The sequence below is a fragment of the Diaphorobacter sp. HDW4A genome (assembly GCF_011305995.1).
Classification (GTDB): Bacteria; Pseudomonadota; Gammaproteobacteria; order Burkholderiales; family Burkholderiaceae_C; genus Diaphorobacter_A.
The window spans coordinates 150,437-162,482 of the sequence record NZ_CP049910.1; the positions used below are offsets into that span (position 1 = coordinate 150,437).

General features: G+C 62.3%; 9 protein-coding genes. 5 read left to right on the forward strand and 4 right to left on the reverse strand.

The annotated features are described in order from the left end of the window. Positions 1 to 12: 12 nt before the first annotated feature. Together G7047_RS00715 and G7047_RS00720 are read left to right on the forward strand one after the other, a co-directional pair. The gene (locus G7047_RS00715) at positions 13 to 1,740 is read left to right on the forward strand and encodes an amidohydrolase family protein (RefSeq protein ID WP_166299770.1); all 1,728 of its coding nucleotides are present in this window, start codon (positions 13 to 15) and stop codon (positions 1,738 to 1,740) included. 123 nt (positions 1,741 to 1,863) lie between these two features. Then, a complete protein-coding gene (locus G7047_RS00720) occupies positions 1,864 to 2,556 on the forward strand; it encodes an SDR family NAD(P)-dependent oxidoreductase (protein WP_166299772.1) in 693 nt (230 codons plus the stop codon). A 307-nt stretch (positions 2,557 to 2,863) separates the two neighbouring features. Here G7047_RS00720 and G7047_RS00725 read toward each other — a convergent pair whose 3' ends face one another. Together G7047_RS00725 and xsc are read right to left on the reverse strand one after the other, a co-directional pair. After that, complete coding sequence (locus G7047_RS00725; RefSeq protein WP_166299775.1) at positions 2,864 to 3,814, reverse strand: bifunctional enoyl-CoA hydratase/phosphate acetyltransferase; 951 nt, start codon at positions 3,812 to 3,814, stop codon at positions 2,864 to 2,866. A 289-nt stretch (positions 3,815 to 4,103) separates the two neighbouring features. Further along, entirely contained in the window at positions 4,104 to 5,921 is a 1,818-nt protein-coding gene (gene xsc, locus G7047_RS00730; protein ID WP_166299777.1) for a sulfoacetaldehyde acetyltransferase, read from the reverse strand. Positions 5,922 to 6,064: 143 nt separating this feature from the next. Here xsc and G7047_RS00735 point away from each other — a divergent pair, with 143 nt between their 5' ends. Genes G7047_RS00735 through G7047_RS00745 form a run of 3 tightly spaced genes read left to right on the forward strand, consistent with a single transcriptional unit; the run spans position 6,065 to position 9,612 of the window. Then, positions 6,065 to 6,886: an IclR family transcriptional regulator gene (locus G7047_RS00735; protein WP_166299779.1), complete on the forward strand. Its 822-nt coding sequence runs from the start codon at positions 6,065 to 6,067 to the stop codon at positions 6,884 to 6,886. Beyond that, positions 6,879 to 7,868 (forward strand): AAA family ATPase, encoded by a 990-nt coding sequence (locus tag G7047_RS00740; RefSeq protein ID WP_166299781.1) that lies wholly within the window; start codon positions 6,879 to 6,881, stop codon positions 7,866 to 7,868. Before G7047_RS00735 ends, G7047_RS00740 begins: the two co-directional genes overlap by 8 nt. A gap of 1 nt (position 7,869) precedes the next feature. Further along, a complete protein-coding gene (locus G7047_RS00745; RefSeq protein ID WP_166311796.1) occupies positions 7,870 to 9,612 on the forward strand; it encodes a cobalt chelatase in 1,743 nt (580 codons plus the stop codon). A 673-nt stretch (positions 9,613 to 10,285) separates the two neighbouring features. Here the strand turns inward: G7047_RS00745 and G7047_RS00750 are convergent. After that, positions 10,286 to 11,161, reverse strand: coding sequence for an ABC transporter permease subunit (locus tag G7047_RS00750; RefSeq protein ID WP_371813909.1), 876 nt, complete (start codon positions 11,159 to 11,161; stop codon positions 10,286 to 10,288). 10 nt (positions 11,162 to 11,171) lie between these two features. Further along, complete coding sequence (locus G7047_RS00755) at positions 11,172 to 11,960, reverse strand: taurine ABC transporter ATP-binding protein (protein WP_166299785.1); 789 nt, start codon at positions 11,958 to 11,960, stop codon at positions 11,172 to 11,174. Positions 11,961 to 12,046 lie beyond the last annotated feature (86 nt).

Sequence of the window (12,046 nt, forward strand, 5' to 3'; positions counted from 1 at the left end):
GGAAGAGAAGTCATGTTCGATACAGTCATTCGAGGCGGCCGCATTGTGGACGGCACCGGCCAGCCAGCATTTGAAGGCGATGTGGGGATTCAGGATGGAAAGATCGCCGCAGTCGGCGGCAAGCTGTCTGCGGGCAAACAGGAGATCGACGCGAATGGCGCGCTGGTCACTCCGGGATGGGTCGATGTGCACACGCATTTCGATGGGCAGGCGACCTGGGACCCTTACCTGAGCCCAAGCACCGACCACGGCGTGACCAGCGTGGTGATGGGCAATTGCGGCGTGGGCTTTGCGCCGGTGAAGGCGGATCGCCGCGACTGGCTGATCCGCGTGATGGAAGGTGTGGAGGACATTCCGGGCACCGTGCTGTCGGAAGGCATCCGCTGGGATTGGGAGACCTTCCCCGAGTACCTCGACGCGCTGGCGCGCATGCCGCGTGCGCTCGACGTGGGCGCGCAGATTCCGCACTCCGCCGTGCGCACCTATGTGATGGGCGAGCGCGGCATCACGCACGACGAGGCCACGCCCGACGACATCCGGCAGATGATCAACGTGGTGAAGGACGGCTTGAAGGCCGGTGCGCTGGGCTTCTCCACCACCCGCACCTTCATCCACAAGTACGAGACGCGCAAGTTCCCGCCGGGCACTTTCGCCACGCCCGACGAGATTCTGGGTATCGCCAAGGCGATCAAGGAAGTGGGGCACGGCGTGTTCCAGATGACGTCCAACCACTACCAGATGGAGACGGAGTTCCCATGGCTGCGCCAGATCGCCATGGACAACCAATTGCCTGTGGCCTTCGCGCTGGTGCAGACCGATGGCACGGCGGAGAACTGGCGCAGGCTGCTGCAGAGCCTTGATCAGGCGCACAGCGACGGCGTGCCGATCTATGGCGCGGTGGCCGGTCGGCCAGCGGGCATTCTCATGGCGTGGCAGGGCTCGATTCATCCCTTCATGGCGCACGATGTGTGGAAGCAGCTCGCACCGCTCGCGTGGGAAGAAAAGCTTCAGCGTCTGCGCGATCCGCAGGTGCGCGCGCAGCTCACCGACATGCAGGCGCTGCTCGGATCGGCCGAGTTCGATTCGCGGCTCGCCTATCTCACGCAGAGCTTTCAGAAGATGTACGCGCTCGGTTCCGAGCCCGACTACGAGCCGCCGCAGGAGCTCAGCATCGAATCGATTTCGAAGCGCGATGGACGCAGTCCGCTTGAGATCGCCTACGACATGCTGATGGCGCAGGACGGCAAGGGCATCATCTATTTCCCGAGCTTCAACTACGCCTACAACGACCTGAGTCAGCTGCACACGCAACTGCAGCATCCGCAGACCATGATGAGCCTGGCCGATGGTGGCGCGCACTGCGGCTACATCTGCGACGTGAGCATGCCAACCTACATGCTTACCCACTGGGTGCGTGACCGTGCGCGCGGTCCGCGTCTGTCGCTCGAGCACATCGTGAAGAAACAGACCCGCGACACCGCGCAGATCTACGGCATGCGTGATCGGGGCCAGCTCACGCCGGGCTATCTGGCCGATGTGAACATCATCGACTTCGACAAGCTGCGCCTGCCTCCGCCGTATGTGGCTTTTGATCTGCCTGCTGGTGGACGTCGCCTGAATCAGACCGCCGAGGGCTATGTGGCGACGCTCAAGCGCGGCGAGGTCATCATGCGAAACGGTGAGGCGACGGGGGCGCTGCCGGGCGGCCTGGTGCGCGGGCCGCAGGCGCAGCCGCAATGAGGGAGTGAAGGAATTCAGCATCCCGCCTGCGTGCATGGGCATGCAGGGAATGCGTCTCTCTCGATGCCATGATGAGCGCATTCCGATTCAGAACCCGCGCAAGCGAACAAAGGCATCTACTTCATGAACAACGAAAGCAAAACCGCCATCGTCACAGGAGCGGGTGGCGCACTGGGCTCCGCCGTGGTCACGCATCTGCTGGAGCAGGGCTTCCAGGTCGTGGCGCTCGAGCGGCATCTGGAGCATCTGCAGGCACGCTTTGGCGATGCACATGCGCGCCTCTTGGCGATCGCCTGCGACGTGACCGACGCCGCCAGCATCCGCGCAGCATGTGAGCAGACGCTGCAGCGCTTCGGCCGCATCGACGTGCTCTGCAACATCGCGGGCGGCTTCAGCATGGGCTCGTCGATTGCCGCCGATGCGGTTGAACAGTACGAACACCTGATGGCACTGAACGCAGGCTCGGTCTTCAAGACCATGCACGGCGTCGTCCCCACAATGGTCGCGCAGGGCGCGGGCAGCATCATCAACATCGGCGCCCAGTCTGCTCTCACCGGCGGCGCGAACATGGCGGCCTATTGCGCCTCCAAAAGCGCCGAGATCCGCCTGACAGAATCCTTCGCTGCCGAGTTCAAGGCGCAAGGGCTGCGCGTGAACTGCATCCTGCCCCGCATTATCGACACACCGCAAAACCGCAAGGACATGCCCGACGCCGATTTCACGCAATGGACGTCACCGGAAAAAATCGCGCAGACCATTGGCTTCCTCGCATCGGACAACGCAGCAGCAGTCAACGGCGCCAGCATCGCTGTTTGAGAAAGAACTGACCTGTACCCGCACCCGCCAGCCGGAGCGGCCCCACGAAGCGCAGTGAGAGTCCGAGCCGCTAGCCCCAACGGCAAGACAGCCCCTCAGGCTAGGCGTGAAGCCGCAGACAGTATGTCGATACGGCAAGGCTTCGACAACAACGCATGAGAGGCTGTATTGCCGCCCCCCAAACGACCGACCCAACCAAACCAAGCAAACACAAAAGCAAAAAAATGCCGGAGCACATTGAAGGGCTCCGGCACATACAAGACCCTTGCAGGGGGTCGACTTCGAAAGCAACTTGGGTTTTGAGGAGTCAGCTTGCCAGCACCGCCAGCGCACAAGACGCAATCCGTGCCTCAACGGAATCGGACCGGCTGGTCAGCACGATGGGCACTCGCATGCCGAGCACGAGTCCCGCGCATTCGGCATCCGCCATGTAGACCAACTGCTTGTAGATCATGTTGCCGGCCTCAAGGCTGGGCACCAGCAGCACGTCGGGATGACCTGCCACCTCGGACGTGATGCCCTTGTTCTGCGCCGAACGCAGCGAGATCGCGTTGTCATACGCGAGCGGGCCATCGACGATGCCGCCGGTGATCTGGCCGCGATCCGCCATCTTGGAGAGCGCCGCCGCATCGACCGTGCCGGGGATGGCGGGGTTGACGGTTTCCACGGCTGAGAGCACCGCCACGCGCGGTGTCTGGATGCCGATGGCCTTGCCCAGCTCGATGGCGTTCTGTGCGATGTCGCGCTTGGCCATCAGGTCGGGGAAGATGTTGACGACGCAGTCGGTCATGAGCAGCGGGCGCTCGTAGCCGGGTAGGTCCATCACGAACACATGGCTCGCACGGCGACCGCCGCGCAGACCCGATTCCTTGGCGACAGCCGCGCCCAGCAGTTCGTCGCTGTGCAGGCTGCCCTTCATCAGCGCCTTGGCGGCACCGTCACGGCACAACGCTGCGGCTTGTGCGGCGGCGGCGCGTGGGTCGTCGGCGGTGCTGTGGATGTCGGCTTGGCCCAGATCGAGACTGGCCTGCGCCGCAGCGGCTTCGATGCGTTCCTTCGGGCCCACGAGCAGGGGCTTGATCAGGCCGGCATCCGCCGCCTGCAGCGCGGCTTGCAGCGAACCCGCATCGCACGGATAGGCGACGGCCACGGGAATCGCACCTTTGGCGCGGGCCAGTGCGATCAAACGATCCAGATGCGGGCGGGGCTTGGGCGCGGTGTTGTCCACGGCGACGGTGAGATTGGGGTTGGAAGCCACGGCGATGTCTCCAGTCCGTTGAATGGTTGATTGTTCTGTTGTCTGGTGCCTGACGTTGCGCTCTTTCCAACGCCGCTGTCACCCTCACCCCAGCCCTCTCGGTCAATGCAATGCAAGCATGAAAGAGGGCTGGGGTGAGGGCACATCCCGGCAAGCCGGAATGTGATTTCCTGTTCAGGGCAGAATCCATGCACGGCGCGGCGCTCAGGCCAGCAGCCGCCGTGCAAGGGCCGCCCCGCAGCACTGGCGGCGTCCCCCTGGGGGGAAGGCGCGCAGCGACTCAGGGGGATTACACGTAATCCTTGTACTTTTCCAACAGACGGACTGGCTTGGCCAGCGCGTCACGGCGGAACGGGTCGCCCAGTTCGCGTGTGCACATGATTTCGATGACGCAGGTCTTGCCTTCATTCATCTGCATGTCGATGGCCTTCTTCAGAGCCGGGCCCACGTCTTCGAGCTTGTCGACGACGATGCCTTCAGCGCCCATGGACTTGGCGATTTCGGACCAGCTTTCGCTTTCCAGTTCGCCCGCGACGAAGCGGCGGTTGTAGAAGTCCACCTGGTTCTTCTTCTCGGCACCCCATTGGCGGTTGTGGAACACCACGGCGGTGACCGGGATGTTGTGACGCACAGCGGTCATGATTTCCATCATCGACATGCCCCATGCGCCGTCGCCAGCGTAGGCCACGGCAGGGCGGTCCATCGCTGCGCACTTGGCGCCGATCATGGTGGGCAGTGCGTAGCCGCAGTTGCCGAACGACATGGGTGCGAAGAACGAACGTGGCTCGTCAAAGCGCAGGTAGCTGTTGGCCACCGAGTTGATGTTGCCGATGTCGGTGGAGACCATCACGCGGGCAGGCATCGCCTTTTCCAGTTCGCGCAGAACCTGACGTGGGTGCAGGTACTCGCCGCCGGTAGGCGTCTTTTCCTTCTTGGCTTCCTCGATCATGTCCAGGCTGTAGGCGTCGCGCTCGTGCGTCCAGCCGTCCAGTTCCTTTTCCCATGCCGCCTTTTCGCTGGCAACAGTGTCGGCGCGGGCGGCCTTGGTGGCGTCGCTGTCCAGCTTCACGTTGGCCAGGCGCTTGACCAGCTCTTCAGCGACAGCCTTGGCGTCGCCGTTGATGCCGACCGAGATCTTCTTCACGAGACCCAGGTTGGTGTGGTCCGCTTCGACCTGAATGATCTTGGCGGTCTTGGGCCAGTAGTCCATGCCGTGCTGTGGCAGTGTGCCGAATGGGCCCATGCGCGAACCCAGAGCGATCACCACGTCGGCCTGAGCGATCAGCTTCATGGCGGCCTTGGAGCCTTGGTAGCCCAGAGGGCCGGCCCACAGCGGGTGCTTGGCGGGGAATGCGTCGTTGCGCAGGTAGCCAGTGGCCACGGGTGCGCCCAGACGTTCAGCCAGCGCTTGTGCCGCAGGAACGGCATCGGCCATCACCACGCCGCCGCCAGCCAGGATGACTGGGAACTTGGCAGTCTTCAGCAGTTCGATGGCTGCTTCCAGGCTGGCTTCGCCGCCGTGGCCACGGTCCACACGCATGGGCTTTGGAATCTCGCACTCGATTTCGCCGTAGAAGTAGTCGCGTGGGATGTTGAGCTGCGTCGGTCCCATTTCGGACATGGCGCGGTCGAAGCAACGGCCGGTGAATTCAGCCATGCGCTTGGGGTTGCACACGTGGCCTTGGTACTTCGTGAATTCCTGGAACATCGGCAGCTGGTTGGCTTCCTGGAAGCCGCCAAGGCCCATGCCCATGGTGCCGGTTTCAGGCGTCACGATCACGACGGGGCTGTGTGCCCAGTAAGCGGCGGCGATGCCGGTCACGCAGTTGGAGATGCCGGGGCCGTTCTGGCCGATCACCAGACCGTGGCGGCCCGAGACGCGGGCATAGCCGTCGGCCATGTGGGCGGCGCCTTGCTCGTGCACCACGGGGATCAAGCGGATGCCGGCGGGCGCGAAGATGTCCATGGCGTCCATGAAGGCCGAACCCATGATGCCGAACATTTCGGTCACGCCGTTGGCAACGCAGGTTTCCACAAAGGCTTCGGACGGGGTCATCTTGGTGACGCCTTCAACCACCTTACGATTGTCAGCTTGGGCTTTGGTCATCTTTGTCTCCTTGAGGAAGATGGAAAAACGGAACTTAAAGTTCCAAAAAAAGAAATTACGGACGCAAGTCTAAGGTATGCGTTCGCCAAAAAGCAAGAAATTTCTTTTTTCGGAATAAATTGACTCAAAAAACGGAACTCAATATGATCGATGGCGTTATGAAGAACACCGACATCAGCACGACCAAACTGGATGGGGACACACCCAACCTGCGTCTGTTTGCGCTTCTGGAGGTCATCGCGCAGAAGGACACGCCTTTCACGCTGCAGTCCATCGTGGAAGAAACCGGTCTGCCCAAGCCCTCCATGCACCGCATGCTCACGCAGCTCGAAACCGCAGGCATCCTGCAGCGCGAAGGCAACGGCCGCCACTACGCCACGGGCCGCCGCCTGATGCGTCTGGCCGAGAACGTCCTGCTCAACAACACCACCCATGGTGCGCGCCATGCGGTGCTCAGCCATCTGGTGAATGAATTGGGCGAGAGCTGCAACATCACCGCCTTCTCGGGCAGCGAGGTGCTGTATCTCGATCGCGTGGAAACGCCCGCACCGCTGCGCTTTTATCTGCAACCCGGCTCGCGTGTGCCCGCACACTGCTCGGCTACCGGCAAGCTGTTCCTCAGCCAGATGGCGCCTGCGCAGCGCCGCCGTCTTCTGTCGGCCGCTCCGCTGGAGGGCTTCACCAACAACTCGCTGACTACGTTCGACGTGGTAGATGCTGAACTCGACAAGGTGCGCGATCAGGGCTACGCATTCGACAACGAAGAATTCCTGCCGGGCCTGCTGTGCCTCGGCGTGCTGGTGCCATCGCACAACGGCAACTCCAATATGGGGTTGGCGGTGCAGGCGCCGATCATGCGTTTCTCGAAAGAGAAGGCGCTCTCCTTTCTCCCCAAGCTGCAGGCCGCAGCGCAAGCGATTGCCCGCATCAACGACGATGTTCCACCTGGAGCAGATGATGACTGACCTGACCTCCCTTGAGCCCACCTCCACCGTTAGCGTGCGCGAGGTGTTCGGCATCGACACTGACATGCGTGTGCCCGCGTTCGATGAGCGCAGCGACCATGTGCCGCGCATTGACACGGCCTACCGCTTCAACCCGCAGGTGACGATGGCGATCCTCGCGGGCTTTGCACACAACCGCCGCGTGGTCATCCAGGGCATGCACGGCACGGGCAAGTCCACACACATTGAACAAGTCGCCGCACGCCTGAACTGGCCCTGCGTGCGCGTGAATCTCGACGGTCATATCAGCCGCCTCGATCTGGTGGGCAAGGACATCATCACGCTGCAGGATGGCAAGCAGGTCACGCAGTTCCAGGAAGGCATCCTGCCGTGGTCGCTGCAGCGCCCGGTCGCCATCGTGTTCGATGAATATGACGCGGGCCGTCCCGATGTGATGTTCGTGATCCAGCGCGTGCTCGAGCGCGAGGGAAGTTTCACGCTGCTCGACCAGAAGCGCGTGATCCAACCGCATGCTTTCTTCCGTCTGTTCGCCACGATGAACACGCTCGGTCAGGGCAATCTCTCGGGCCTGTATCACGGCACGCAGATGCTCAACCACGCCCAGCTCGACCGCTGGAATCTGGTGACCACGCTGAACTATCTGCCGCCCGCCGAAGAGGCCGCCATCGTGCTCGCCCGCGTGCCGGAAATGGACACGGCCCAGGGCCGTCACCAGATCGACGCGATGGTGGCGCTCGCCAACCTCACGCGCAAGGGCTTTGCCGTGGGCGACCTGTCGCTCTTGATGTCGCCGCGCACGGTCATCACCTGGGCCGAGAACACGCAGATCTTTCACGACGTGAAACTCGCGTTCGAACTCACCTTCCTCAACAAGTGCGAGCCAGCAGAGCGCACCATCGTCGCCGAATACTTTCAGCGCTGCTTCGGCCAGGAGCTGAACGCGCGCGCCGACGACCCAGCCCTGCAGGTGCACATTGGCTGAGATGGGGCAGGAGCTGATCGGCGATACGTCGTTGCCCGAAGCTCCCAAGGTGCCCGTCAACCCCCACGATCCGACGCTTGCAGAAATGGAAGCCTGGGGCGGCGCACTGCTGCGTGCCATCACCGGCGACGCATCGCTGCAATGGAGCGGCCAGACGCTGTACGCAGGCACCACGCCGCAGGCCTTGCCCGCCGCGCACCATGCCGACGTTCCCGCCCAACTCGCCGACCAGCGCGGCCTGCTCGACAGCGTGGGCCTGCGCCTGTCGCTGAGCGATGCGCAATTGCACCGCACGCACCTGCCCGCCGATCCCATCGAACGGCTGATCTTCGAGCTGCTCGAACAACTGCGCGTGGAAAGCCTCGTGCCCGTCACCTGGCCCGGCGCGCGCGAGAACATGCGGCTGCGCTTTCTGCATTGGGCGCAATCGTTCATGGATTCGGGGCTCACCGAAAGCGATCTGGGCATTCTGCTGTTCGCCGTGGCGCTGGTCTCATGGAGTCGATTGACTGATCAGGAAATGCCCGATCGCATGTCCGACGCCATCGAAGCCACGCGCATGGGCATGTCGCCGCACCTTGGTCGCTACTGGGTGCAACTGCGCCGCCACCGCGACGACCAGACCGCCTTCAGCGAACCCGCACTCGCGGTGGCCCGCTGGGTGGGCGAGGCCGTGCGCGCCGCGCAGGAAGAGGCTCCGCGCGGTAACGGCAACCCCAAGCGCCGCAGCAGCTTTGCACTGCCGCTGCATTTCGAATCGCAGAATCTCGACGAACTCCCCCTCGCCCAGACCGGTGACAGCCGCGCCTGGGCCAGCTCGGCGCAGACCTACCGAGTGTTCACCCGAAAGTACGACCGCGAAGAACCCGCAACCGAGCTGATCCGCCATGCCCAGCTCGTTGAATTCCGTGAGCAGATGGACGACGAAATCGCCCGCTCCAGCTTGCACGTCGGCCGCATTGCGCGCTACTTCCAACAGCGCCTTGCAACCCATCAGCGCGACGGCTGGAACTTCGGCCTGGAAGAGGGCCATCTCGACGCCGGACGCCTTTCGCAACTCGTGAGCGACCCCCAACTGCGCGAGGTCTTCAAGGACGAGATGCAGTGCCCGATCAACGAGACGGCGGTTACGTTTTTGCTCGACTGCTCGGGCTCAATGAAGAGCTATTCCAAGCCCATGTCCATCCTCGTTGACGTGCTCGGCCGCGCCCTCGACATGGCCGGTGCGCGCGTCGAAGTGCTGGGCTTCTCCACCAATGCCTGGAACGGCGGCCGCGTGCGCCGCGACTGGCAAAAGGCGGGTCAACCGCAATTTCCCGGCCGTCTTAACGAGCGCTTGCACATCATTTTCAAAGATGCAGCAAAACGTTGGCGCCACGGCCGCCACGGCATAGCAGCCCTGCGCAGACCCGACATCTTTCGCGAAGGTATAGACGGCGAAGGGGTCGACTGGGCCTGCCAACGCCTGCTCGCCCAACCTGCACGCCGCCGCATCCTCATGGTGATTTCTGACGGCTGCCCTATGGATACCGCCACGCACCAGGTGAACGATGAGCATTACCTCGATCAGCATCTGCGGCAGGTGCTTGCTGCGCGGGAGCGGGCGGGGGATGTCAAAGTCTGCGCCTTGGGCGTGGGGTTGGATTTGGGGGTGTTTTATCGTCAGCGGTTGGCTGTGGATTTACATCAGCATGTGGATGAGGCTTTGTTATTGGGCGTTGCTGAGTTGTTGTGTCGGGGGTGAGTTTTTGCTGGCTAGCTGGCTGGCTTTGTTGAGGGCGGAGGCCGGGAGTTCCGCCCGGCGGCGGAGTCACTTTTTGCTTGCGCGCAAAAAGTAACCCAAAACGCGCTTTTAATACCCGCAGCAGAACTCACTTCGCGACTGCGTCGCTTCGTTCAGGCAACCGCCGCGAGTCAGAATTTTCATAAGAGGAACATTCGGCACGTCGCTGCGCTCGTGCCGCGCGATTTGCGAGCAACAGCGAAATCATCTTCGAAAAAAAGAGCAGTGGGCGTTTGCGCTCCAACCCAACTCCACAAACACCCCGACACGAGCGTAGCGATGTGCCGAACAAGCCTCTTTCCAAACTGATTTCCGGCGGTTGTCCGAGCAGAGTGACGAAGGAACGCCGCGAGTTCCGCCGGATGACTTCAAAGCGCGTTTTTGATTACTTTTTGCGCGCAAGCAAAAAGTGATTGCCCTGCCGGGGGCCGTCCCGGCCTCCGTAAGCAACCCCACAACAGAATCAAAAAAACGGGCGGCCAATGGAGCCGCCCGAATCACTATCCGCAAGGAGACGGGCGTGCTGTAAACCCGCCATCACCTGCCCCAAAGGTGCCCCCGTCAACGGCCATCACAAAGATGACGGCCAAAGAGTAGAAGAGGAGGGCACCGACTCCTCACCCCACAGGTCGGATCACATGCGTCCCTTCCACGGAACCAGACGCTTCTCCACCCACCGCATGAACAGGTCGAATATATACGCCACTACGCCGATCACGATGATGCCCATGATGACGATGTCGGTACGCAGGAAGTTCGATGCGTTGAGCACCATCTGTCCCAGACCGACGTTGGCGGCTACCATTTCGGCGGCGACCAGGGTCGTCCAACCGAATCCGATCGCGATGCGCATGCCGATCAGGATATCCGGCAGCGCGGCGGGGATGATCACGTAGCGGATCACCTGCCAGTAGCTCGCACCCATGGAGTAGGCCGCGTTGATCTGCTCCTGTGCAGCGCTGCGCATGCCTGCGCGGGCGGCCAAGGCCAGTGGCGCGAAGCAGCTCAAAAAGATCAGCAGGATCTTGGGTGTTTCGTCGATGCCGAACCAGATGATGATCAGTGGCAGGTAGGCCAGTGGTGGCAGTGGGCGGTAGAACTCGATTGGTGGATCGAAGATGCCGCGTGCCACGCGGGACATGCCCATTGCGATGCCAAGCGGCACGGCGACGATGAAGGCCAGCCAGAACGCTACTGTCACGCGCAGCAGGCTGGCAGAAAAATGCTGCCACAGCGGTTTATCGTTGGCCTGCCCGGTAAGGTACTCATAGAACTGCTGAAAGACCGCTTGCGGGCTTGGCAGGAAGAGCGGTTTGACCCAGCCGAGATTGGTGGCTGCAAACCACAGCGCGAGCAGCACGATCACGGTGACGATGCTGATGCCGACGCTGGAGCCTTCGCCCGGTGTTTTGAAACGGCTGGTCTTCACGGGCCCCTTGGGTTGTGAAGGAGGCGTCTGCTGGGGGCTGACGCGCGTGGCCTTGGGGGTGCTGACGGGGATATTGGTCATGGTGGCGGCTTCAGACATGATCTGTCTCCCGGTGGTGAATCAGGCTCAGAACTTCTTCGCGCATCTTGATGAAATCAGGGCGCGACTTGACTGCGCGGGCGTCGCCGGTGCGCAGAAAATCGTGGCAGAAAGGCATGTCGTCGTAGACATGCGAGATGCGTCCGGGGCTGGGGCTCATGACGATGAGGCGGCTTGCCAGAAACAGCGCTTCTTCGACAGAGTGGGTGATGAAGAACACCATCTTGTTGGTGGCCTTCCAGACCCTGAGCAGGATTTCCTGTACCTGTTCGCGGGTGAAGGCATCGAGCGCGCCCATGGGTTCATCCATGAGCAGCAGGGCGGGGTCGTTGGCCAGCGCACGGGCGATACCCACGCGCTGCTGCATGCCGCCCGAGAGTTCGTAGACCGCGCGCTTGGTGTAGTTCTGCAGACCGACCAGACCGAGCTTTTCCTCGGCGATCTGGGTGCGAGTCTTCAAATCGACACCGCGCATGCGCAGACCCAGCGCGACGTTGTCGACCACGTTGAGCCACGGCATCAGGGCGTGTTTTTGAAACACCACGCCCTGATTCGCACCGGGGCCTTGAATGGGTTTGCCATCCAGCAGAATCTCGCCGCTCGAGGGCGCAAGAAAGCCAGCCATGCAGTTGAGCAATGTAGTTTTACCGCAGCCTGATGCTCCCAGCGCGACGACGAAGTCGCCGTCATGCATGGTCAGGTTGACGGGCGCGAGGGCTTGCAGATGGCCGCCCTTGACCTCGTAGTTGACGGTCAGTTCGCGTATGTCCAGAGTTGGCATGACACCGCTCTCCAAAAGAAATTGACGTAGGTGAGTGATCCAAGGTCGCCACCGCCTCCGGTTGGAGCAGGAGATCGAGGCGGCCG

Bases quoted from the DNA above. Each gene is read 5' to 3' on its own strand.
- G7047_RS00715 (WP_166299770.1), top strand. From the start codon at position 13: ATGTTCGATACAGTCATTCGAGGCGGCCGCATTGTGGACGGCACCGGC.
- G7047_RS00720 (WP_166299772.1), top strand. From the start codon at position 1,864: ATGAACAACGAAAGCAAAACCGCCATCGTCACAGGAGCGGGTGGCGCA.
- xsc (WP_166299777.1), bottom strand. From the start codon at position 5,921: ATGACCAAAGCCCAAGCTGACAATCGTAAGGTGGTTGAAGGCGTCACC.
- G7047_RS00735 (WP_166299779.1), top strand. From the start codon at position 6,065: ATGATCGATGGCGTTATGAAGAACACCGACATCAGCACGACCAAACTG.
- G7047_RS00740 (WP_166299781.1), top strand. From the start codon at position 6,879: ATGACTGACCTGACCTCCCTTGAGCCCACCTCCACCGTTAGCGTGCGC.
- G7047_RS00745 (WP_166311796.1), top strand. From the start codon at position 7,870: ATGGGGCAGGAGCTGATCGGCGATACGTCGTTGCCCGAAGCTCCCAAG.
- G7047_RS00750 (WP_371813909.1), bottom strand. From the start codon at position 11,161: ATGACCAATATCCCCGTCAGCACCCCCAAGGCCACGCGCGTCAGCCCC.
- G7047_RS00755 (WP_166299785.1), bottom strand. From the start codon at position 11,960: ATGCCAACTCTGGACATACGCGAACTGACCGTCAACTACGAGGTCAAG.